This window comes from Pseudomonas idahonensis, assembly GCF_037903935.1.
GTDB lineage: Bacteria > Pseudomonadota > Gammaproteobacteria > Pseudomonadales > Pseudomonadaceae > Aquipseudomonas > Aquipseudomonas danubii.
Map to the genome: position 1 here is coordinate 6,011,696 of NZ_CP149586.1, position 23,892 is coordinate 6,035,587.

Consider the following 23,892-nt stretch of genomic DNA (forward strand, 5'->3'; position numbering starts at 1 on the left):
AGGAGCGTCTTGCCATGTCACTCACCGCACTGCAGCACATCCGCCTTCCCGAAGCGCTTGCCGAACGGGCCTACAGCACCCGGGTGCTGGACCGCGAGATAGGCTTCGCCAGCCTCAAGGCGGTGCTCGGTGCCGCCGACATCAGCAAGGCCGGGGACCGGGTGGCAGGGCTCGCGGCGGCTGATGAAATCACCCGCGAGGCGGCGCGCAAGGTGCTCTCCGAGCTGACCCTGGATCACTACTTCCAGCATCCGCTGACAGACCGCCACGGCCGCATCGACAGCGTCATGCAGGTCAACTACGACATCGACCACAGCGTCTTTGGCGAGATCGCCGACCTGACCCTGGGCGCCCTGAAAGATCGCCTGCTGCGCAGCCATGGCACTGAAATACGCCGTATCGGCACGGCCCTAACCGGGGTCATGGTGGCGGCCCTGGCCAAGCTGCTGGACGTGCATGAACTGATCCTGCTATCGAAAAAGCTCAAGAGCGGCGCGGCGGCCAAGGCCCGGACCCTGGTGGGCCTGCCCGGTACTCTGTCGTCGCGGCTACAGCCCAACCATCCCACCGACAACCTCAGCGGCATCACGCTGCTGGTCTACACCGGCCTGAGCATGGGCTCGGGGGACGCGTTGATCGGCCTCAACCCGGCCATCGACACCGTGGACAACATCAGTGCCACCCTGCGCCACCTGGATAAATTGCGTAGGGAAACCGGAGCGCCGACGCAGATCTGCGTGCTCTCCCACATCAAGACCCAACTGGCCTGCCTCGACCAGGGCGCGCCAGTGGAAATCATGTTCCAGAGCCTGGCCGGCACCGAACGCACCCTGACCGACGAGTTCGATGTCACCGTGCAGTTGCTGGATCAGGCCTGGCAGACCATGACCGAGCGCGGCCCGCTGCGCGATGTTGCAGAAAACTTCATGTACTTCGAGACCGGCCAGGGCAGCGAGCTGACCTACGGCAAGCACGAAGGCATCGACATGACCACCTGCGAAGCCCTGTGCTATGGACTGGCCCGGCGCTATCGGCCGTACATGGTGAACAACGTCACCGGTTTCATCGGCCCGGAAACCCACCTCGACAACTTCGAGATGACCTATTCCTGCCTGCAGGACCAGTTCATGGGCAAACTGCTGGGGCTGCCCATGGGCATGGCGCCCTGCTACACCCTGCACTCCCAGGTGACCCTGGAAGGCCAGCAAATGGCCACAGAATTGCTGACTGCCGCCGGCGCCAACTTCTTCATGGACGTGTACCTGAGCACCGACCGCATGCTCGCCTACTTCGACACCAGCGCCCACGACAACCAGACCCTGCGCGAAGTCCACGACCTGGCGCCGGCCCCGGAATACCTGCGCTGGGCCCTGGGCAAGGGGATTTTCCAGGAGGACGCCCACGGCAACGTGGAACGCGGACCGAACTGGGGCAACCCGCGAATCTTCTGTGAGTCGGACATCGACTTCCAGCGCCTGCTCGAATCCACCCCGGCCACCTACGGCTTTGACAACGCCGGCCCACGCCCGGCCAACGCGGTGTCGCGGACCGTGCGCGCCAACCTCGCGGTGGCCCGAGAGGCGATCTACGTCGACCTGCGCCCTGCCGAAATCGGCGCCATTCCCCTGCGGGAACTGCGCACCGCCGCCCCGGACAAGCTGGCCCACCTGCAGGACCCGGAGTTGGGCGCGCGGCTGACCGAGGAGGTGCTGCGGCGCCTGCAACCGGAATACAACGACGTGCAGATCGTGATTTCCGACGGCCTCAGCGCCGAAGCCATCCACCACAACATTCCCGAGCTGCTGCCGGTGCTGATGGACGGTCTGCAGAGTCGCGAGCTGCGCATCGGCCAGCCGATCCTCGCGCCCTATGGCCGGGTCAAGCTGGCGGAGTCGGTGGGCGAAGCCCTGCAACCGCAACTGATCATCGTGCTGATCGGCGAGCGTCCCGGCGGCGATGCACTGGCCTCGCGCAGCATGTCCGCCTACCTGGGCTACCGCCTGCCGGACGACCAGGCCCGCCGCGCCGCCGCCCAGTTCAGCGGCAATCCGGACATTCGCTACGAATACACCGTGATTTCGAACATCTACAGCGGTGGCCTGCCACCGCTGGAAGGCGGCAGCCTGGTGGCGGAAAAGGCCTTTGCCATCCTCCACCACCGGGCTGCCGGCAACCGTCTGGAAAACCTGCTGAAGAAGGTGGCATCCTGATGATCCGCCAGCACTCGGCAACGCCCCTACATCGTTGAAACGGAGACTGAGATGGCCCAATTTTCCCACAGCGTAGGTTCTCAGACCTATCGCTTCGACAGCCTCAAGGAAGTCATGGCCAAGGCCAGCCCGGCCCGTTCCGGAGATTTTCTGGCCGGTGTCGCCGCCCTCAACGACGGCGAACGGGTCGCTGCCCAGATGACCCTGGCGGATATCCCCCTCAAGCACTTTCTCGAAGAAGTGCTGATTCCCTATGAGTCCGACGAAGTCACCCGGCTGATTATCGACAGCCATGACAAGCAGGCCTTCGCCACCGTCAGCCACCTCACCGTTGGCGGTTTTCGCGATTGGCTGCTCAGTGACGCCGCCGACGAGCAGAGCCTGCGGGCCCTGGCGCCGGGCCTGACCCCGGAAATGGCCGCCGCAGTGTCGAAGATCATGCGTGTGCAGGACCTGATCCTGGTGGCGCAGAAGATTCGCGTGGTGACAAAGTTTCGCGGCACCCTGGGCCTGCGCGGGCGCCTGTCCACCCGCCTGCAACCCAACCACCCCACCGACGAGCCAGCGGGTATTGCCGCGAGCATTCTCGACGGCCTGCTGTACGGCAACGGCGATGCGATGATCGGCATCAACCCGGCCACCGACAGCATCGCCTCGATCTGCGCCATGCTGGAAATGCTCGACGCCATCATCCAGCGCTACGAGATCCCGACCCAGGCCTGCGTGCTGACCCACGTCACCACCTCCATCGAGGCGATCAATCGCGGTGTCCCCCTGGATCTGGTGTTCCAGTCGATTGCCGGCACCGAAGCCGCCAACGCCAGCTTCGGCATCAACCTCAACGTGCTCCAGGAAGGCTACGAAGCAGGCCTGAGCCTGAACCGCGGCACCCTCGGGCAGAACCTGATGTACTTCGAGACCGGTCAGGGCAGCGCCCTCTCGGCCAACGCCCACTTCGGCATCGACCAGCAAACCTGTGAAACCCGCGCCTATGCCGTGGCCCGGCACTTCAAGCCGTTCCTGGTCAACACCGTGGTGGGGTTCATCGGTCCCGAGTACCTGTACAACGGCAAGCAGATCATCCGCGCCGGCCTTGAGGACCACTTCTGCGGCAAGTTGCTGGGCGTGCCCATGGGTTGCGACATCTGCTACACCAACCACGCCGAAGCCGATCAGGATGACATGGACAACCTGCTGACCCTGCTGGGCGTGGCCGGCATCAACTTCATCATGGGCATCCCCGGCTCCGACGACATCATGCTCAACTACCAGACCACGTCCTTCCACGACGCACTCTATGCTCGCCAGACCCTGGGCCTGAAACCTGCCCCTGAGTTCGAACAATGGCTAGCCAGGACCGGCATCTTCACCCAGGCCGACGGCAAGGTGCATTTCGGCAACAACCTGCCACCGGCTTTCCGCCAGGCACTGGCCCAGCTGGGATAAGGAACAGGCACATGCAAAAACATCCGACCGACTCGCAAAATCCCTGGCTGGAACTGCGCCGCCTGACCCCCGCGCGCATTGCCCTGGGCCGCACCGGCACCAGCCTGCCGACCGGCGCCCAACTGGACTTCCAATTCGCCCACGCCCAGGCCCGGGATGCCGTGCACCTGCCCTTCGACCACGCCGGCCTGAGCGCCCAACTGGCCGAGCGCGGCCGTGACAGCCTGCTGCTCCATAGCGCCGCTACCGATCGCCACAGCTACCTGCAACGCCCCGACCTGGGGCGCCGGCTCAGTGATGAATCGGCCCAGAGCCTGCGCGACTACGCCAGCGCCCATCCCGGTGGGGTCGACCTGGCGGTGGTGGTGGCCGATGGTCTGTCGGCCCTGGCGGTACATCGCCACACCCTGCCCTTTCTGGCGCGCATGGAGGAACAGACCGCCGCCGAAGGCTGGTCGCTGTCGCCGGTGATCCTGGTGGAACAGGGTCGGGTAGCGGTGGCCGACGAGATTGGCGAACTGCTGGGGGCGAAGATGACTGTGATCCTGATCGGTGAGCGTCCCGGGCTCAGTTCTCCCGATAGCCTGGGGTTGTACTTCACCTACCAGCCGAAAGTCGGGCTCACCGATGCCTATCGCAACTGCATCTCCAATGTGCGCCTGGAAGGCCTGAGCTATGGCATGGCCGCCCACCGCCTGCTGTACTTGATGCGTGAAGCCTGCCGCCGGCAATTGTCGGGAGTAAACCTCAAAGACGAAGCACAAGTGCAGACTCTGGACAGCGACTCAACGGCAGACATGAAGGGCAACTTCCTTCTGGGGCCGCCCCAAGCGTGATTTTGCAAGACGATTGCGCTTTTTTTCCGCTTTGGGCAGCATCGGAACACGGCTGCCCGAGTCATCCAACCTGTGCCGTCACATCCACTTGAAGTTGAGAGCCACCATGCGGATTACTCAAGCAACCCTCGAGCACCTGGATCTGTTGACCCCGTTATTCGTCAAATACCGCGAGTTCTATGGCGCCCTGCCCTATCCGGATTCGTCCCGGGCTTTTCTGGAAAAGCGCCTACGACGCAAGGAATCGGTGATCTACCTGGCCCTGGCCGATGATGACAGCAACAAATTGCTGGGTTTTTGCCAGCTGTACCCAAGTTTTTCCTCCCTGTCGCTCAAGCGCGTATGGATTCTCAACGACATCTACGTCGCTGAAGATGCCCGGCGCCAGCTGGTGGCCGACAACCTGATGCGCACCGCAAAGAAGATGGCCAAGGAAACCAACGCCGTCCGCCTGCGTGTGTCCACCAGCAGCAACAACGCCGTGGCGCAGAAAACCTACGAGTCCATGGGCTTTCGCGAAGACAGCGAGTTCAAGAACTACGTCCTGCCTCTCAGCGATAGCTGATCTCACCGACAGCGGCCTGCGGGCCGCTTTAGTCCCTCAGGCCGGGGTGATCCCAGGTGGCCTGCCGCGCTTTGCGCGCCGAAACGCCCCGCTACAATCTGAACACGCATTTCACCTCTCTGCCTTTATAATGGCCGCCCTTTTCGGCGCGTAAGAAAATCTACACATCCTTGTAGTCCCTTTCTCCGAGTCATCGCACAGGCCTGCCGAGCCAGGCTGTCACCACAGGTGCCCCCATGGATTTCAACCCGATCGACCTACTCCTTCATCTCGACGTTTACCTCGACATGTTGGTGACCAACTACGGGCCCTGGATCTACGCCATCCTGTTTCTGGTGATTTTCTGTGAAACCGGTCTGGTGGTGACGCCGTTCCTGCCCGGGGACTCCTTGCTGTTCATCGCCGGCGCAGTAGCCGCAGGCGGCGGCATGGACCCGGTGCTGCTGGGGGGCCTGCTGATGCTGGCGGCGATCCTCGGTGACAGCACTAATTACGTGATCGGGCGAACCGCGGGCGAACGGCTGTTCAGCAACCCCAATTCGAAGATCTTCCGTCGCGACTACCTGCAGAAAACCCATGATTTTTATGAAAAACACGGTGGCAAGACCGTAACCCTGGCGCGCTTCCTGCCGATCATCCGCACCTTCGCACCGTTCGTCGCTGGCGTGGCCCGCATGCCCTACCCACGATTCTTCGCTTTCAGCGTGATCGGCACCATCCTCTGGGTCGGCGGCCTGGTGACCCTGGGCTACTTCTTCGGCAACGTACCGTTCATCAAGAAAAACCTGTCGTTGCTGGTGGTGGTCATCATCCTGCTGTCCCTGGTGCCGATGATCATTGGCGTGCTGCGCAGCCGCTTCGGCCGCAGCGCTGAAAAAGCCGAAACCCGCTAAACACCATGTGGTCCCTCAGTGCCTGGCGCCGCAAGCGCCGGCTGGCCAAGCACCCGGTCAGCGATGAAACCTGGCAGCGGGTGCGCCAGCACCTGCCCTTCCTCGACGGCCTCAGCGTTGCCGAGGACCAGTGGCTCAGGGAAGCCAGCGTGCTGTTTCTCGATGACAAGCACCTCACCGCCCTGCCCGGCGTGGAGCTGCATCAGGAGCAACGCCTGCTGCTGGCAGCCCAGGCGCAACTGCCATTGCTGCACCTGGGCGACCTGAACTGGTACCAGGGCTTCCATGAAATCATTCTTTATCCCGACGACTTCCTCAGCCCCCAGCGCCACCGCGATGCCAGCGGTATCGAGCATGAATGGGACGGCGAGCACAGCGGTGAAGCCTGGCAGCAGGGCCCGATTATCCTCGCCTGGCCTGGGGTGCTGGCCAGTGGCGGTTGGGAAGCCTACAACCTGGTGATCCACGAACTGGCCCACAAGCTGGACATGCTCAACGGCGACGCCAATGGCCTGCCGCCGCTGCACAGCGACATGCGGGTCAGCGACTGGGCGCAGGTGATGCAAAGTGCCTACGACGATCTCAACCGCCAGCTCGACCATGATCCGGACGCCGAAACCGCCATCGATCCCTACGCGGCGGAAAACCCGGCGGAGTTCTTCGCCGTCACCAGCGAGTACTTCTTCAGTGCCCCGGACTTGCTCGTGGCGGCCTATCCGAAAGTCTATGAACAGTTGCAGCTGTTTTATCGGCAGAATCCATTGGCCCGACTGCAGCAACTTCAAGCTGAAGATCCGGTCTATCAAACGCACCACTAATGTCCTGTCGCGCTGATACGTTGTTCATCTGAAGGCCAGTTGAAAGACCACTGCCACGCCTGCCGACCGATGGCAAAACCGCCGGTCGCACGGCCCACCCGAACATGTCTGCGAGACAGTACAACCAAGGTTCTACGACCCTTGGCACGTAGCATCGGTTGCGGAGTGTGTCTATAATCGCCGCCACTTTTTGGTCAATCCGGCCAAGTCATTTGGTCAACTAACGGGGGCAACGCCCAATGAGCTACAGCAAGATTCCGGCGGGCAAAGACCTGCCGAACGACATCTACGTCGCTATCGAAATCCCGGCCAACCACGCGCCGATCAAGTACGAAATCGACAAAGACAGCGACTGCCTGTTCGTTGACCGTTTCATGGCCACCCCCATGTTCTACCCGGCCAACTACGGCTTTATCCCCAACACCCTGGCTGACGACGGCGACCCCCTCGACGTGCTGGTCGTGACCCCGTACCCAGTAGCGCCAGGCTCGGTGATCCGTGCTCGCCCAGTGGGCATCCTGAACATGACCGACGACGGCGGCGGCGATGCCAAAGTGATCGCGGTTCCTCACGACAAGCTGTCCCAGCTGTATGTCGACGTGAAGGAATACACCGACCTGCCAGCCCTGCTGCTGGAACAGATCAAGCACTTCTTCGAGAACTACAAAGACCTCGAAAAAGGCAAGTGGGTGAAGATCGACGGTTGGGGCAATGCCGATGCAGCCCGCGCCGAGATCCTGAAGTCGGTTGCCGCCTATAAAGGCTGAGAAGCAGCGTTAAGCTTCGAGCGACAAGCTTCAAGAGAAAGCCCCGAGTGATCGGGGCTTTTTCGTACCTGTTCCCCCATCGCAGCCGTCTTGCCAGCCAACAAGGCCGCACCAAACACGCACCCGGCAACAAATTCCCACGCACTATTTTCGTCCCGAGGGCCTCTGGATAGTGCTTCGCACTGGGAATTGCCGGCGAATATGCGTATGCTGCGCCCCACATTTGCGCATCGACCCTCCCTGCGGTCAGATCGCCCGACGAAGCGGATGACTTTCCTGCCCAGTCCCACAGCCAGCCGCAAGAGCTGGGTGTACGTTTTGAAGGCTGGTGCGGTTTACCAAAAATGAACCAAGCCAGTCCCCGAGAAGCCGGCCACAAGCCGGCTTTTTAATGCCTGCAAGCCGGGCACGCGAAGAACTGACCACTCCGACAGCAGGTGCAGGATGCACGACCTACACAGCTTTGCCGCCCCCCTGGAATCCAAGCCCGAAGCACCGGCCATGAACCCCGGCCTGGTCCTCCCGCGGCCCGTGCAGCGGACCATGAAAGGCGCACTGATAGCGACACTTGCAACGCTTGGCCTCAGCGGCTGCGTGGGGGCCTGGGTGGATATGCCCTACCAGCAAGTATCGAAGACCGAAGCTCACCAAAAGCTCATCGGCAACTCCATGAAGCCGGTTGTCACCCACACGCAAAAGAGCACGCCCGAACGCCAGTGGTGTGGCACCACCCTCTTGGTCGTGATCCTGCCGATTCCACTCAAGCTGCCAGTCTGCGAGTCCTACAGCGCCACCGCCTATGGCGACGATATCAATGGCGTCGAAGTGCCGCTGCTGTACACAAATCGGAAAATCAGTTCGGACTTCTACGCCTGCGGCCCGTTCATGTTTCTCGGACCCATCGCGCACGGCTACCAGGGCAACGCGGTCTGCGGCGTATTCCGCTAGACCGGGCACTTCCTGCAGCAACATCCACCAAGGCCCGGAAGTTCTCGCTACAATCGCGCCCACTGATGGCAATTCGCCCGCTTCCGGCCGCGGCTTTGCTTCCCCGCCCTTGACGCGACTTCACGAGAACCCCGGACATGGCCCTGCATATCCCCACCCTGCTGGTCGTCTCGGTGTTCATTTTCTTCCTCATGAGCCTGCTGACCTTCCACGCCTGGCGGCAGGAAACCCGCGAGCGCCCGCTGGCCTACCTGGGCGGCATGATGCTGCTGGCCGCCGCGGGAATGCTGCTGGTAAGCCTGCGCGATCTGGGCATGGACTTCGTACCCAAGGTGCTCGGCAACCTGGTCCTGCTGCTGAGCGCCGGTCTCAACTGGACGGCCATGCGGGTGTTCGCCGGACGTCCGCCCCATGCACCGGGCATGCTCGCCGGGGCCGGCATCTGGCTGGCCCTGTGCATGGTTCCAGCGTTCTACCAGTCGATGACGGTTCGGGTCTCGGTGTATTCGCTGCTGGTGGCCGGCTATGGCCTGCTGATCATGCTGGAGTTCTGGCGCAGCCGTCGGCAGTTGGAAGTTGCCTATATGCCTGCCCTGGCCCTGACTCTGCTGCACACCGTGTTCTACAGCGTGCGCGCGGTGATTGACCAGGGCCTGGCCATGGATCAGGTGTTCAAAGGCTACGGCGCCGGAGTGCCGCTGTTCTCGCTCATGTTGTTCGAATCGATGCTGTATGTGATCGGCATCGCCTACGTGACCCTGTGCATGGTCAAGGAACGGGTCGAACTGCGCCTCAAGGCCGCGGCCTTCTGCGACGCCCTGACGGGCATCGGCAACCGCCGGGCGTTCATGGTCCATGGCGAACAAATGCTGATCGAATGCCAGCGCAGAGGTGCGCCGTTGGCCTTGCTGCTGTGCGACCTGGACCATTTCAAGCGCCTGAACGACACCTTTGGCCATCAGACCGGTGACCAGGCGCTGATCGCCTTCAGTCGGGTGCTCTCGGAAAACCTGCGCGGCAAAGACGTGTTTGCCCGCATCGGCGGTGAAGAGTTCGCTTGCCTGCTGGAATCGACCGACGAGCAGTCCGCCGTTCGGGTCGCCGAACGGATTCGCCAGGCATTTGCCCGGTTGCCTCTTTTGGAGCCAGGGTTGCTCAGTGTCAGCATTGGCGTAGTAACCAGTGAAACCCAAGGCTACGATCTGCCGCGCCTGCTTTCCCTGGCCGATGAAGCGCTGTATGGCGCCAAGGACCGGGGGCGCAACCGGGTGCAAACGGCGGCGCGCAACGTCCTTGAGCTACAGCCAGGTTGAATGGTCAGGGCAACCTTTGCCGAAGTGGACTCAACGCGGTTTTAGCGGCCTGAACGATAACTGTGATACGCCCCCCAAAGCCCGAAGAAAAGGCACTTAGCCAGTATTTCCGCCCCCCCTGCGCAAGCATAGAATCGCCGCTCTTCAGGACTCTCGGATAACAAGGAATGTGGAATAAACAAGCCGCTATCAGTCACTTGAACGCGCACGCTCACGCCGGCAGTACCGGGCGCTGCGCGGCCTATACCCGCAAAGCGATCGAAGCCGGTGGCGGTGGGGTGATTTTGCACAGGAAGCACTCGGCCAAGGATTTCGGCTCTTCATTGACCTCTGCCGGTTTTATCGAGCAACCGGCCGGCCAGACGCCCGCAGCAGGCGATGTGGTCATTATCCAGCCCATTCCCGGGCACCCCCACGGCCACATGGCGATGTTCAACGGCACCATCTGGGTGTCAGACTTCAAGCAACTGCACGGTTTTTATCCGGGTCACTCCTATCGGGTGCAAAAGCCTGCCTACAAAATCTATCGCCATCCGTAAGGGGTTCCCCATGAGAATGCTGTTCTGCTCGCTGCTGGCAGCGGTCGCCATGCATCAGTCGGTCGCCCTAGCCGACTGCGCCAGCTCGCCAAAACCCACCACTCAGGCGTTCTACAGCTGGTACCTGCAAACCTTCAGCGAAGACAAGGACCCTCTGACCGACAACGTCCCCGAGATGAAGAAATACGTCTCTGACTCACTGATCGCCAAGATCAAGAAACAGATGGCCAGCCCCGACGGCCTGGAAGAGGACTACTTCCTCAAGGCCCAGGACTACATGGACGAGTGGCTGACTCAGATCAAGGTCAGTGAACCGCAGATCCAGGGCTCCAGCGCCAAGGAGCAGGTGACGCTGGGCAGCACCCCGGATACCACCCAGATCGTCGATGTGCGGATGATCAAGGACAAGGGCTGCTGGAAGATCGACGAGGTGCTTTCCACCGCCGATCAGAGCGACTGATTCTGGCGTTTGGGCGTTGAATCCAGCCAGTGCACGGGTCGTCCGCCAGGGCGATCCACCATGCTAAGCTGCGCGCCGTTTCGGGCAACGGCCCGGGACTTCCTTCACTGAAAAAGGACGCTCAGTCATGTCGTTGCCGGCCGCAGTACGCCTGCCCCTGTCATTCCTCTCGTTGTTCGGGGCTCTGAGCCTCAGCGGTTCCTGGGCCCACGCCGATGCGCAACAGGACGTCGCCAAGGGTCGTTGGCAAGGCCTGGCCGGTATGGCCAACCTGTACCTGGACGAGGCCACGCCGGCGGATTTCATTGAGGCCGGGGACAACGAAAAGAGCCAGCACGACAACTACGCCGGTGCCCTCGCCTACTACCTGACCGCCGCCCGCCTCGACCCGAAGAATGCCTACGCCTCTTACCAGGCGGCTGGCAGCCTGGCCGCCATGGACAAGAACAAGCGCGCCGCCGAATTCCTCGATCAGGCCCGCGAGCGAGGCTTCTGGCAGTTGGTGATTCTCAAGGAAGACGACGAACTGCAATCCCTGCAGCAGACCCCGGCCTACCAGAAGCTGCTGCGAGCCGCGGAACAGAACTACCCGGCCAAGGCCAAGGATGCCGGCCTTGCGGCCTTCAGTGTTCCCCAGGGCAAGGCCCCGGCCGCAGGCTGGCCGGTGGTGGTCTGGCTATCGGGATTCGGCACCGAGGGCAGCGACGGCGTCGATATGCGCACCGACCTTGTGGGCGAGCAGGCCGTGCTGGTGGGCATCAACGGCACCCTCAAGCGCGACGAGCACCAGTTCATGTGGCAGCAGCATTCGGTGGACACCACCCAGGAGGCGGTCAACGCCGCCCTGAAGAAGCTGGAAAAACAGACTCGCATCGACCGCTCGCGCATTGCCCTGATGGGCTTCTCCCAAGGCGCCGAGCACGCCTCGCACCTGATCGCCGAATACCCGCAGCAGTACAGCGGCGCGTTGCTGCTGTCCCCCGGCGGCTACCGGATTCCGTTCGGCGAAACCCGGGCCCGGGACAAGCGCATCGTCATTGTCCATGGCGCCCAGGAGCACGAGAGCAACCAGAAGCTCACCGCCACCACGCAACAGGCCCTGGAGCCCGGCAACCAGGTCCAGAGCCATGAACATGCCGAAGGCCACACCTTCCAGAACGACTGGCGCCAGGTGTATCCGGACTACCTGAAGTTCGCCCTGAACCTCTGATGCCAGGTGCCGGGGCTTGAGCACCGGCTGCTATCACTTGCCCGAAGTGATGGGCCCGGGGGCTTTTACCAGAGTCATCAGGTCGTCATCCCACTGCCCCTCGACCTTGACCTGCGCCAGCGCCCCCAGCTCCATGGCCTCGATCAGGTTGTGGTTGAGGTACACGTAGGTGCCCGGCTGCTTGAAGGTGTAGAGCGCCGCCAGCGCCGAACCGCCAGGAATGAACCAGGTCTCCAGGTTGCGTTGCGGAGCGTTGGCGAACTTGCCGGTGGTCCAGACCCAATCGCCATGACCGCCGATCAGGTGCGGACGGCTGTCGCGGTTGGCCTGGGAATGGATGAACAGCACGCTTTCGCCGACCTTGGCAGTCAGGGCGTTGGCCCCGGTCAGAGCACCAACCCGACCGTTGAACACCACATGGCTCGGCGTCAGCGTGCGCATCACTTCACGGGTGTCCTGGTAGCTGGAGGCCAGGTCCGGGTAGTCCTTGTAGTGCCCGTCCTTATCCTTGGGGATATACAGGTCAAACTCACCGATGGTGTAGGCCCGGTCATAGCGCAAGGGCTTGCCGGCGGAGTCTTTCAAGCCCTCGCGAGGCAACACCATCAAGGTCCCGCTCATGCCCGACACCACGTGCCAGGGCACCATGCCCGGCGGCGCACAATGGTAGACAAAGGTGCCGCTGCGATCGGCCTTGAAGCGCAGCACCACCTCCTGTCCCGGCAGTACCTGATTCAGGGCCGCGCCGCCCAAGGCGCCGGTGGCCGCATGGAAGTCGATGTTGTGGGGCATGCTGTTGCTGGCCGGGTTGCTGAGGGTCAGCTCGACGTAGTCGCCCTCATGCACCACCAGCGTCGGGCCGGGCATGGAGCCGTTGAAGGTCATTGCTTGCAAGGTGGTGCCCTGGTCATCCACCTGCATCTTTTTCTCTTCCACAGTCATGCGAAACTGCACGACCTTCGGCGGCCCGCTGACCACTTGTTCATGGGCGTGCACCTGGGGCGGCGCCACCAGGTCAACCTTGACCCTCTGCAGCCCGTCGGCCCCTGCGGCCAACACCACGCCGCAGGCGCAGCTGCCAGCCACCACACAACACTTCAACCACGATTGAAACCTACCCATGTTGCGCATTTCCCTGCCAATGAATGGTGATTCATTGCAAGGCAAACACCGGGCAATCGTATTGTCTCAGGGCAATGAACCAATGCTCGGGCAGGCGGATAGATTGAGCCCGATCATGGATAGCTGAAACTGCGTACCAGGGTCAGCTCTCCGGGGGCGCGCATCGGCACGATGAAGGATTCGCTCTTCTCATCCGGTGTGCCCTCCTCGGTAATCACCGTGACCTGGGCCGTGGTCAGGGGCTGCACGGCGTTTTCCTGGCCGCCGTCTTCATCGTCACTGCGATAGCCGCCACCGTAGTAGTTCACATACACCAGGTACTGGCCCTTGAGCGGCGCCGGCATGGAGAAGATCTCCGGGCCGTAGCCGGTGGTCACGTCCACATCCAGGGCCGCGCCGTTGGGGGCCACGCGCTCGCCATACCAGATGTGCGCGCCGTCTGGGGTCACCAGGTGCAGGTCGAGGTCGGTGTTGTCGCTGTCCCAGGACAGTAGCACCCGCAACTTGGGCGGAGTCACGCCACCGCCGGTATTGAGGAACTGCACGCGCTTGCGCTGCTGGCCGTCCGGGCTGCGCACTTCAACGCTGTTGCTGCCATTGGGGAAGGAATACGGCCGGTCGAAACCACCTTGTTCATTGAACTTGAGCGGCATGCTGACGCCATTGACGATCAGTTGGCCCGGCTCCTTGCTCGCTTTGGGCGTGCCTTTGATCTGCCCGCTGATACGCGCGGTATTGGCCTGGCCCTGGGGCGTGTTCACCGAAGAGGCCGGGTAGTTGACCTCCTGAATGTATTGCTCGCCATCGACAGCGCGGGTACGCCAGCCGCCTTTGGGGGTGTCGAGCTGGATGCCGCTGTCGGCCAGGGCCATGGGCAGGCTGAACATTCCGCAAAGGAACAGGAGGACCGGGGGAGCAGGAAGTTTCATGGCCTATTCCAATAAAAGATGACGGGCGAGCCCTTCGATGTAGGTTTCATCCTGGCCGTTGGGATGAGCTTCAAAGGCCAGGTGCAGGTATTCGTGAGTCAGGTCGAGGCGGTCTTGCAGCGAGAGCACGCCACGCACGTAGATGCGTTGTCGTTCGCGGTCGACGTAGGGCCGACCGAAGCTCAGGCGGCACACGGCGAACTGGCTGATTTCGTTGTAGCCGATCTCTTGCTCCAGCGGCTGGCGCCAGCGCCGACGCTGGTTCAACAGCCACTCCTGAGCTGCGGGCAAGGGTTCGCAAGACGCCACCGGGTTGTCCCAGCGGCTGAGGCTGGCCCGAGGGTAGGCATGCAGCAGGATGGCGTCGTAACGCTGGCCAGCGCGCGCCTGTTCAACGGCCTGCTGCCAGGACAGTTTGTCCGGCGCACTCAGGTCCGAGTGGTAGGTGACTTGCGTGCCGGCCAGCACCAGATCGCTGGTCCAGGCGGCAATGGCCCGGGCCTGGGCGGTCGCCGGGCGCGGCGCGACCCGCTGGCGATTGCTGCTGTCGTCGATGCTCAGGCATTCGCCGCTGCGTCCGGCGTTCTGCAGCAGGTAGGTGCGGATCGCCACGGCCAGGGCCTTGGCGGCCTCCGCCGGTTCACTGCTGGCTTCGCGTTGCAGCACACGGGCCACATATTCTTCACGGTCCAGGCGCGCCACCAGTCGCTGGGCCGCAGGGTCTTGCTGCAGGAACAACTCGCCGGCGCTGTGGATATCCAGCCGGTTGCCGTTGGCAAATTCCACCCGATAATCCCCTTGCAGAGCGCCCGGCCTGGCTGGCTGACCCTTCTGGCTGACGCTTTTGAGCGGGTAGCGAGAAAACAGGCTGACTTCCACACAGCGGCCTTTATCCACAGGCGGATTGTCCGGCAGCACTTGGTTCAGGGCCTGGGCGTAGTCCTTCAGCACCCGCTGGCTAGTACCGCGCCCGCCCACCCACAGCGGCGTACCATCCACCAGCCAACCGGCAAAGCCGCCCTGGCGCGACTGCGGGTCCTGATCCGCCAGCCAGCTCCAGGTCTTGACCCGCAGGCGCCCACCCACCTCGCCCACTACGGCACCGTCACCGGCATTGAGCACCACATCCAGCAGCACACGCCGCGCCGTATCCCGTGCCGGCAGCAGCGCCAGCACCTGCAACAGCTGCGTCACCGGAACCCGGGTCTGGGGTTGCAACTGGTCCAGGTCCTGCAGCCAGTTCGGAGCATTGCGCGCTTGCCAGTAGGCGCGCCAGTCAGCACTGGACAGCTGCAAGCGCTGAGGCTCGAAGTACAGACCACAGGAGCGAACCAGGGCCTGATCCCGAGCAATGCTGCCGCCTGCCGTGCAGCAATAGACCTCGTCCTTGGACTTGCCCTGGCAGGCATAGGCCGGTTCTTGTGCGCCGGTATCCACCAGCCAGGCGTAGACGAAGAGTTTCCAGATGCTGCCCAAGGGCGCCTGCAGGTCCTGCGGCAACGGCTCACGAGCCAGCACCTGAGTCTTGCTCAGGCTCACCAGCTCGCTGTCCGGGGCGGTTTTCCAGGCCAGACGCAGAGGCTCGTCCTGGGCTGTCACCAGCCCAGGGAGTAGACACAGGCACAACCAGGCCCAACACCGCGTCATGTTATTTGACCGTGACCTGACCCAGTGCCGGCGTACGTTCCTGGGCCTGATGCTCTGGCGCATACACCTGGTAGAAACGTGCCGCAGGCAGGTTGAACTGGCCCTTCTGGGAGAAGCGGATCAAATGCCGCAGACGCACTTCGCTGTTGTCGTTCAACGCATCCAGCGGCACCGCGTAACTCATCTGCCCGGGTTCGAAACGCGCTTTTTCCAGGGATGCCGCTTCAGTGCCCGCAGGACCGGCCAGCTTGATACCCCAGGTGGTGCGTTCGACATCGGCGCCCGGCGGCAACGGCACTTCCAGCATGCCGTACAGCAGCGGACGGTTGCCCTCGTTGGCAATGATCACTTCGTCCAGATACAGGCCGTCACTGGCGATCGGCTTGTTGCCCACCGGCTCCAGCTTGAAGGTGAAGGCTTGATCCCCGGGCACCAGGCGCAACAGGCGACGGGTAATGTTCACCGGCGACGGCGTGCCCATGTCCAGCTTGCTCAGGTAGCTGACCGAGGCCTGCAGCGGACGCTCCGGCACCTTGTCCAGGGTCAGCACGGCCGGCACCTGCGGCCCTTGCCACTGCCAGTAGCGTTCGCCGCTGGCGCCCTGCTGCTGTTGCCAGCCCTGCCCCGGATTCAGGGCCTCGGCCGGTGCCGACTGGGCCACGCTACGCTGCAGCCAGGTCAGGGCCAGAGCACGGTCCAGGGTCGGTTGCGATGGCAGCAGACGTTGCAGCAATGCGCGCGCCGTCGCTTGATCGAAAGGCTTCAAGGACAGATTCATTGCCTGAGCGAAAGGCTGCGAACTGATGTCGACCTGCTGCTGTGCCGCCTCCAACTGCGCCACGAAGGCAGGTGGCGGCGTGACCTTGGCGTTCCGCGCCAGGGCGGCTGTCAGCACCCGGGCGCTGGCCAGGCCGAGGGCCGAATCCGGGTCCACCATCACCAGGCTGTCGCTGCTGTCGTCATCCATGCTGGCAGCCGGACCGGCCCCCACCTTGGCCAGGTCGTCCATCAGTCCCCTGACCAGGGTATTGATCGGCAGGTTCATCTCACGGGCGAAGGACAGGATCAGCGCCCGTTGCAGCAATGGCGTGCTGCCGGCCTGCTTGGCATAGACCTCCAGCACCCGCTGCCAGTGTTCCGGCGGCAGGTTCAGGTCCATGACCTTGCTGGCATTCCAGTCAGCGTAATAGGCATAGGCGGTGAGGAACGCATCCGGTTCGGCGTCTTCGCCCCACCAGGTGAAGGCTGCTTGCGGCCCGGCCATATGCACCAGGCGCAGGCGGCTGTTCTGCATGATCAGGCGCAACCGATCACGGATCTGCGGGTTACTGGCCAGCGCCGGGTAGGCAACGCTCAACGGCAGCAACTGGCTGGCGGTCTGCTCGACGCCGCCATAGGGGTATTCCAGCAACCCATCCAGGGCCGAACGGAACAGCGCTTGCGGGCTGTCGTCCAGACGCAGGCGAATCTCTGCGGCATCGGCCGGCAGGCCCAACGGCGTCGTGGTGCTGACCACGTCCAGGCTCTGGGTTTGCACCGTCTGCCAGCCGGCCGCGCTGCTCACCAGACGCACAGCCAGGGCGTCCACAGTCTTGCCGCCCTGCACCAGCTCGGCGCTCCACTCGCCATTGCCCGGGGCAATGGCCGGCAGCGCCACATAGTTGATGCCACTGTTCAAGGTCAGCGGCAGGCGCTGGGATTCCCCGGCGTAATGAATCACCAGCTCGGCCTTGACCGGTTGTTCGGACTGGCTGAAGGCAAACACCCCCAGGTCCGGCTTGTCGCCACTGCGGAAGCGGGTCGGGCCGCTCCACTTCAGGTACAGAGCCTTGTCGGAACGAACGAACTGTTTCTTCTGCCCCACTTGGCCGTCATCGGCGATGGCCCGAGCGGTAATGCGCCAGCGGGTCAGGGAATCCGGCATGCGGAAGGTGAAACGCGCCTTGCCGCTGCCATCGGTCACCAGCTCCGGCTGCCAGGCGGCGGTGTCGACGTCTTCACGACGTGGCCGCTCCAGCACCTTGACCCCACGCTCGCTGCGATTGGCCTTGCCCGGGGCCGTCGGGCTGCCCGGCAGGGCCACGTCGTAGCTGATGAACGACAGGCTGGCGCTGGTGCGCACGTTATTGCGCCGAGGGTGGTAGAAGAACTGGTCGATGCTCGGCGCTACTTCCGGCTGCAGCGCGTAGACCATCTCGTCCACCACGCTGACGGTCAGGTGCGCCGGCACCGGCTTGCCGGCGAACTGGGTGGACAGGTCCACGGTGACCAGGTCACCCGGCTGGTACTTGTCCTTGTCGGTGTGGATGGCCACATCGATCTGCGGTGTCAGCACCTTGATCCCGGCATTCTGGAAGCTGTACTCGCCGCCCTTGGTGTAGAGCACAGAGAACGTCAGGTTCGGTGCGAAGTTGTCCTTCACCGGCACCCGGGCGCGGTATTGGGTCGGGCTGAGTTTTTCCACTTTCAGCCAGTCGCCGCCCTTGGACAGCAGCGCCGTGGCTTCGACCTTGTCGCGCTCCAGCGACAGCAGCGCATCGTTGATCGGCTCGGGGAAGGTAATCAGCGCCAGGGCTTCGTCACCGGTCTTGTATTCGGCCTTGTCGAGAACGATTTCCACGGTGCCCGGCACCGCTTTAACGCCTTCGCCGGTGACCGAGTGGCTGGTGCCGCCCAGTACTCGGTCGTGCTCGTCCTTCAGGGTCAGGTTGTAGGTGCCGGGACGTTCGAAGGCCAGGGCAAAGCCCTTGTCGGCCTCGCCCAGCTTGCCCTCGCCGGTGGACTGGTCTTCCAGGCGCACCCAACTGTAGCGGCTGGGGGAAACCTTCTGGCTCTGCTCACCGGCGTTCTGGTTGACGTAGCTGAATTGCACCTTGTCGCCAGCAGCGCTGAAACGCTGCGGCGCACTCAGGCTGAAGCTCGCCGCGCCCCGCTCGATGAGGATTTCCTTGGTGGTCTTGACCCGATAGGCCGCGCCGTCGCTGGCGAACACGGTGAGCATGTAGCGGCTCGGCTTGCTGGCCGCCGGCAGATCGAGGGTGGCACTGCCCTTGGCGTCAGTGGTCAGCTCGGCACTGGTCAGTTCCACCGGGAACTGGCCCATGTACTGCAGTTCGTTGTCCACCATGGACAGCTGCTGGGCCCGCAGGCTCAGTTGCAAGCGCGCATTGGCCACCGGCTTGCCGTCCGGATAGAGCAGCACCAGGTTGCCCTTCACCGGCTCGCCGGTCTTGAAGTCCGGCTTGGCCAGGCTCAGGGCAATCTCGAAGTGCGGCTTGATGTATTCGGCCACGCGGAAGGCGCTGCTGTAGACCTGGTCCTTGTAGGCAAAACGCAACTCATAACCACCGGCCACGGCATTTTCCGGCAGTTGGAAACGGCCTTGGGTGCCGGACTTGGAATCCAGATTCAGGGTCAGGTTCTGCAGCGCGGTGCCGGCGGCATCCAGCACGCTGACATTCACCGTGCCGGCACCCGGCTGCACCGAATCCCGGGCGTTCTTGAACTCGCGGCCGACGATTTTCAGCGATACCCAATCCCCCGGGCGATACAGCGGCCGGTCGGTGAACGCATAGAGTTTGGTGTCGTAGATTTCGCTGTCGTAATAGAAGTTCTCGGAGACGAATACCCCGCCTTCCTGGTCCTCGCCGATCACGTAGGAGCGCTCGGGGCTGACGTGTTTCAGGCGCACCAGGCCCTGTTCGTCAGTGGCGCCGCTGTTCATCACGCCCAGGCCGTCGGTCCATAGCACGTTGACCTTGGGCACGGAGTTGCCTTCATGCTTGCCCGCGGCCCAGACCAGCAGCTCATCGCCGGCAATCTTGCTCACCGCCACGGTGTTGGAGACGAAGACCATCGTGGTCGCACGGTACTTGCCCACCAGGGCTTCCACCAGGTACAGGCCCGGCTTGAGTTGCCCCAGCGGGATGTAGACGTTGCCCGGCGCGACGTTGATGAACTGGCTGGAGGAACCGGACAGGTCAACCCCGGCCGGCGGCTGGATCGGCTTGGCCTGCCACAGCGGATAACGGAACTGGGTCACCAGCGGCAGCCCCGGAATCAGGGCGAATTGCGGCTGGGCGTCATAGGGCGTGGGCGCCAGCATGGAGTTGCCGACCTTCAATTCCGGCACCTCCTCGGTCACCTGCTTGCGTGACTCGTAGGAGAAGGCGCGCTGCATCACCCGGCGCGACTTGCGATACCAGTTGTCCCACAGGTAGGCCAAGGTGTTGGACAGGCCCTCGCCCTTGAACTGGCCGTCACTGACCACCCGGTGCAGGTTCTTCTGGCGCTTGAGGAAGTCCAGCGGCTGGTTGATCCGGTACACCCGGATGTCCGCGCCGCCGTAGGGCTCCATGCGAAAGCGCCGGTAATCCCGACCCGGGGCCTCAAGGCGCACCATGGCCTGCTCGTCGCTGGCAAAGCTGCTGTCGGCCAGGAGGAAGAAACTCTCGCCGGAGACCGCCGCGTAATCGCTGGACGGCACCGAGTCTTCGGCATTGACCAGGCTCGCGGGGGCCGCGAGGGTCAGAACAACAGTCAGTCGAAACAGAAAACGCCACATACGCGATTCGCTCATTGGGTGAGGAAGTTCAGTCGATAGATGCCGATGAAGTTGGGGTTGGCGGGGTCGGGTATCCATCGAGTGTCCTTCCATGTCATCAGTTGCTGCACGCTGGCCGAGCGCATGCCGTTGTCGGTGGGGGTGGTGGTGCCGGTGTGATAGGCGATGTTGCGGCCCATCCAGATCATCAGGTGCTGGTCGTCGCCCTGGTCGAAGAACAGCAGGTCGCCGGGGCGCGCCTGGCCCAGGTCACGGCTGACCAGATGGCTGTTGAACTGGATCAGCTTGATGGCGTTGACGTAGGGCCCGGTCTGGCCGCCGCCCTGCTGCCACTGCTGGGCCAGGCCACGCTGGCCTTCGCTCAGTTGCAGCTCCGGCGGCAGGTAGCGATTGGACAGGCCATTGGCCCGCAGCCATTTGCTGTCGTGGGCCTTGAGCGCTTCGTTGGCGGCAAAGCGCACCAGGCCGGCGCAGTCCTGCTGGTACCAGCGCGGGCTCGGCCCTTGACTCAGTTGCTCCTGGGCGATGCGCACGAACCAGGCGCGAAACACCTGGGACTGCTGCACGTCCAACGGCGGCGCCTGGGTCGCGCCCACGGCGTTGCTCAGCAACAGGGCCAGCAGGCCGAGACTGCCCAGGCTTTTGCGCCATGCACTCACAGTGCGCGCCATTGCAGGGGCAGCCATTGCCAGTGACCGTTGGGCTCGCTGCCTTCGGGCAGAGTCAGGGCGTACTTGCCGTAACCGCCAAGGGTGCGCAGCTTGGGCACCAGGTAGGTTTGCGCAGCGTTGTTGAACACCGGCTCCATGTCCTGGGGCAAGCTGTCGAAGGTTTCCTGCTGGATCAACTGCGCCAGGGATTGCGGGCCCAGGTACACCGGCATCAGTGCATCCTTGGGTACCACATCGGCCAGGGGCGGGAAGCGCTTATCCAAAGTGTCCAGGGCCTTGCTCACCAGCTTGTCGTCCAGGGAGAACACCAGGGTCGAGCCATGGCGAGCCAGGCTGACCTGCATGAAGGCGCGGCCGGTGATGGCTTGCGGGTCCTTGGCTTCCTTGGCCGGGTACTGGCCGAAGTTGGAACTGACCTGGCGCTGCCACTGGTGTACCTCGCCGTTCTGCTGCTCGACCACGGGGAAGATGCGCTCCGGCACCTTGCTTTCCCGAGCCCCGACCATGGAACCGAACAGTTTGCCCAGTTCCCCATCGAGCTGGGTGTTGTCCTTGTCCTTGAGGCTGGCCACCAGCAGCGGCGTGTACAGCCGCGAGTCGGCGTACCAGCACAGGCCGGCGGTGCCGGCCATGTATTCAGTCAGGCTGCTGGCCACCGCCTCTTCGGCACCGAGCTTGACCAGCAGCGGTTTCTGCTGCTCCGCTGCCAGGGGCAACGCCACGCAGGCACTGGCGCCCATGGGCATGGCCTGCCAGATCGGCTTGAAGTCGAAGGCCGGCTGGTTGTCCTGCTCTTGCATGGCCAGGTAGCTGTGCCAGCCCTGGGCGTCCATATCGAAACGCAGGCCGGCGAAGTTGGGGATGAAACGCTGGTAACCCATGGCCAGGACACTGGAGTTGACCGCCAACCGCTGCTGCACTTCAGGCTTGCGCGCCTCCAGGCCAAAGGCTTCGGGGAACAGTTTGTCACCGTTGAGCAGGGCTTCCAGGGCAGCGGTGGAGACGGCGCCGTGCTCATCGTCGGCACCGCTGCTCAGGTCATACAGCTTGGCCGGGTTGGACAGCACCACCAGTTTGTCGCCGTGGGAAGCGAACGCCAGGGATTTACCGGCGTTGTAGTTCAACTGGTAGAGGGTCACCGCATCGCCGCCGACCTTCAGCTCAGCCAGCTTGCTCAGTTGCGTGTCGTCCAGGGCAACCTTGGCCAGGGGCTCCAGCAGCTTGGCCAGCCCGCCACGATCCATCACCAGCAGGAAATCCTTGAGGCGCCCATCGACACCGCGCCACAGCGCCACATCCGCCGGCTGGTCGAACAGTTGCTCGATCAGGTTGTCCTGCAATTTCAGGTCATGCTCGTAGATGATCCGCCGCAGGCTGCCGATCAGGCCCAGGCGGTCGGCGTGGGCCTGGTAATAGAAGACGAAGTCTTCGGTCAGGGTTTCCTTGAGGAAAGGCACCGCCAGCAGGTCCTTGGGCAGTTGCGTCAGGGAGTGGGTTTCCAGTAGTCCGTCGGGGCGACTCAGGCCCAGCTTGTCGCCGGCCAGTTCGGCCACCGGGGTCTTGGGCTTGCAGCCCACACCCGCGACTGCGGCGGCGACCAGACACAGGCCCGCGACCAGTGCTGGCCAGCGCCGTTTGCTACCGGGTTGAACAGGGCCGGGAACGCCGGCCGCCGGGGATGCTGTGTTTTCGCTCATGATTCACAAAGCCCAATTCATCCGTGGTGCGGGATGTTCAATAGTTGAAAGACTTGACCAGCAACAGGTCGCCGATGGCCCGCATGGGCACGATAAAGGTCTCGCGTTTCTCATCGACGGTGTTTTCGTTAAGGATCAGGTTGATCTGCGAGGTGATCACCTCGTTCTGATTGCTGCCTTCGTCGAAGTTGTACCCGCCACCGCCGAAGTTGCCCCAGTAGTTGACGTAGATCAGATAGGTGCCCCGCAGCGGCGCGGTCATGGTGAACATTTCCGGGCCCGGCCCGTCGACGCCGTCCGGGTCCAGGCCGCCGCCGTTGGTCAAACCGGGATGACCGAAGAACGCGTGCTGACCGTCGGGGGTGATGATGTGCATGTCCAGCTCGGCCTTGGGATCATCCCAGCCCAGCACCACGCGAATGCGTGGGGGCGTCTTGTTCTGATTGGCTTCGTAGAATTGCACGCGCTTGAGGGACTTGCCCTCGGAGCTGCGCACTTCGACGCTGTTGGAGCCGGCGCCAAACGCATAAGGGCGAGCGAAGCGGCCCTGTTCGTCGGTGTAGAGGTTCAGCGGATTGCCGTTGACCGACAGGCTATGGGGCTGGCGCAAGTGACCGATCGCCTTGAGCTGGCCCTCGATCAGGGTGCGGTTGCGTTGAATGCCGCGGTCGATGGGTGGCGTCGGATAGGCCACCCGGTCCTGCTCGGTACGGTCCAGCAGTCCGGAATAGCGCCAGCCGGCCAGGGGTTCCTGAAGTTCGGCGGAAGGTTCGGCGAACACCGCCCCGGCCACCAGCAAGGTCAGCAGGAGGGAGGATAAAACGCGCATGTAATGCGTCCTGCCATGCATGGGAAAACCCTGGCGCCAGATCCTCGGCGCGGCTGCAAATATTCAGAAAGAGTGCCCGGCGACAAAGGGCGCTGGAAAGGCCGCAGATTAGCGACTTGGCGCCTGTTGCACAATTGGCGCAAAGGGATTTTGCAAGGCAATCGACACCCTGCTGAAGTCCGCCCCGCAGGTGCCACTACGGCGACATTATCCGCGCCGAGAAAGGTGGCCATACGCCATTAATTGCGCACCTCATCAGTCGACAAGAAAAACCCTTAGTTCAAGTACGAATCTGCCCCAGAGGCCCCCTCTCTCCAGCACTCGCAAGCGTCCGGCCGCCAACCACCGACGGCTGCCGATCGACCCTGCGGCAAGCGCTCTGGAATGCCTGTTGCACCAATCGGCCCGGCCATCGCCCATGGCAGCCA

General features: G+C 63.2%; 19 protein-coding genes. 12 read left to right on the plus strand and 7 right to left on the minus strand.

What is annotated here, in order from left to right; genetic code table 11:
* Positions 1-14: 14 nt before the first annotated feature.
* The 12 genes from WIN67_RS27190 to WIN67_RS27245 all read left to right on the plus strand — a co-directional run bounded on the left by WIN67_RS27190 (position 15) and on the right by WIN67_RS27245 (position 12,005).
* Positions 15-2,210: an ethanolamine ammonia-lyase gene (locus WIN67_RS27190; protein ID WP_123390328.1), complete on the plus strand. Its 2,196-nt coding sequence runs from the start codon at positions 15-17 to the stop codon at positions 2,208-2,210.
* Positions 2,211-2,261: 51 nt separating this feature from the next.
* A complete protein-coding gene (locus WIN67_RS27195) occupies positions 2,262-3,656 on the plus strand; it encodes an ethanolamine ammonia-lyase subunit EutB (RefSeq protein WP_102882345.1) in 1,395 nt (464 codons plus the stop codon).
* A gap of 11 nt (positions 3,657-3,667) precedes the next feature.
* Entirely contained in the window at positions 3,668-4,492 is an 825-nt protein-coding gene (gene eutC, locus WIN67_RS27200; RefSeq protein ID WP_102865326.1) for an ethanolamine ammonia-lyase subunit EutC, read from the plus strand.
* A gap of 106 nt (positions 4,493-4,598) precedes the next feature.
* Positions 4,599-5,057: a GNAT family N-acetyltransferase gene (locus WIN67_RS27205; protein WP_102865325.1), complete on the plus strand. Its 459-nt coding sequence runs from the start codon at positions 4,599-4,601 to the stop codon at positions 5,055-5,057.
* Positions 5,058-5,293: 236 nt separating this feature from the next.
* Positions 5,294-5,950, plus strand: a complete 657-nt coding sequence (locus WIN67_RS27210) for a DedA family protein (protein ID WP_102882346.1) — start codon at positions 5,294-5,296, stop codon at positions 5,948-5,950.
* 5 nt (positions 5,951-5,955) lie between these two features.
* Positions 5,956-6,768 (plus strand): zinc-dependent peptidase, encoded by an 813-nt coding sequence (locus WIN67_RS27215; protein WP_110652032.1) that lies wholly within the window; start codon positions 5,956-5,958, stop codon positions 6,766-6,768.
* 239 nt (positions 6,769-7,007) lie between these two features.
* Positions 7,008-7,535: an inorganic diphosphatase gene (gene ppa, locus WIN67_RS27220; protein WP_011063696.1), complete on the plus strand. Its 528-nt coding sequence runs from the start codon at positions 7,008-7,010 to the stop codon at positions 7,533-7,535.
* Positions 7,536-7,979: 444 nt separating this feature from the next.
* On the plus strand, positions 7,980-8,483 hold the full coding sequence (locus WIN67_RS27225) for a hypothetical protein (protein WP_249735514.1): 504 nt from the start codon (positions 7,980-7,982) through the stop codon (positions 8,481-8,483).
* Between the two features lie 137 nt (positions 8,484-8,620).
* The gene (locus WIN67_RS27230; protein ID WP_339070287.1) at positions 8,621-9,796 is read left to right on the plus strand and encodes a GGDEF domain-containing protein; all 1,176 of its coding nucleotides are present in this window, start codon (positions 8,621-8,623) and stop codon (positions 9,794-9,796) included.
* Positions 9,797-9,963: 167 nt separating this feature from the next.
* Positions 9,964-10,335 (plus strand): cytoplasmic protein, encoded by a 372-nt coding sequence (locus WIN67_RS27235; RefSeq protein WP_102882356.1) that lies wholly within the window; start codon positions 9,964-9,966, stop codon positions 10,333-10,335.
* A 10-nt stretch (positions 10,336-10,345) separates the two neighbouring features.
* Positions 10,346-10,795: a DUF3828 domain-containing protein gene (locus WIN67_RS27240; RefSeq protein ID WP_339070288.1), complete on the plus strand. Its 450-nt coding sequence runs from the start codon at positions 10,346-10,348 to the stop codon at positions 10,793-10,795.
* Between the two features lie 127 nt (positions 10,796-10,922).
* Positions 10,923-12,005, plus strand: coding sequence for a dienelactone hydrolase family protein (locus WIN67_RS27245; protein ID WP_339070289.1), 1,083 nt, complete (start codon positions 10,923-10,925; stop codon positions 12,003-12,005).
* A gap of 33 nt (positions 12,006-12,038) precedes the next feature.
* On the opposite strand, the gene nirK is transcribed toward WIN67_RS27245, so the two are convergent.
* From nirK to WIN67_RS27280, 7 genes are all read right to left on the minus strand, one after another.
* On the minus strand, positions 12,039-13,127 hold the full coding sequence (nirK, locus tag WIN67_RS27250; RefSeq protein ID WP_339070290.1) for a copper-containing nitrite reductase: 1,089 nt from the start codon (positions 13,125-13,127) through the stop codon (positions 12,039-12,041).
* 113 nt (positions 13,128-13,240) lie between these two features.
* Positions 13,241-14,056 (minus strand): YfaP family protein, encoded by an 816-nt coding sequence (locus WIN67_RS27255; RefSeq protein ID WP_110596258.1) that lies wholly within the window; start codon positions 14,054-14,056, stop codon positions 13,241-13,243.
* A gap of 3 nt (positions 14,057-14,059) precedes the next feature.
* Positions 14,060-15,703 (minus strand): DUF2300 domain-containing protein, encoded by a 1,644-nt coding sequence (locus WIN67_RS27260; RefSeq protein WP_339070292.1) that lies wholly within the window; start codon positions 15,701-15,703, stop codon positions 14,060-14,062.
* Position 15,704: 1 nt separating this feature from the next.
* Entirely contained in the window at positions 15,705-20,282 is a 4,578-nt protein-coding gene (locus tag WIN67_RS27265; RefSeq protein WP_339070294.1) for an alpha-2-macroglobulin, read from the minus strand.
* Positions 20,279-20,938: a DUF1175 domain-containing protein gene (locus WIN67_RS27270; protein WP_306408601.1), complete on the minus strand. Its 660-nt coding sequence runs from the start codon at positions 20,936-20,938 to the stop codon at positions 20,279-20,281. The genes WIN67_RS27265 and WIN67_RS27270 overlap by 4 nt, the downstream gene beginning before the upstream one ends.
* Positions 20,923-22,635 carry a DUF2138 domain-containing protein gene (locus WIN67_RS27275; RefSeq protein WP_339070295.1) on the minus strand — a complete coding sequence of 571 codons (1,713 nt, stop codon included), beginning with the start codon at positions 22,633-22,635 and terminating at the stop codon, positions 20,923-20,925. Before WIN67_RS27275 ends, WIN67_RS27270 begins: the two co-directional genes overlap by 16 nt.
* A gap of 37 nt (positions 22,636-22,672) precedes the next feature.
* Complete coding sequence (locus WIN67_RS27280) at positions 22,673-23,464, minus strand: YfaP family protein (RefSeq protein ID WP_102882364.1); 792 nt, start codon at positions 23,462-23,464, stop codon at positions 22,673-22,675.
* Positions 23,465-23,892: the final 428 nt, after the last annotated feature.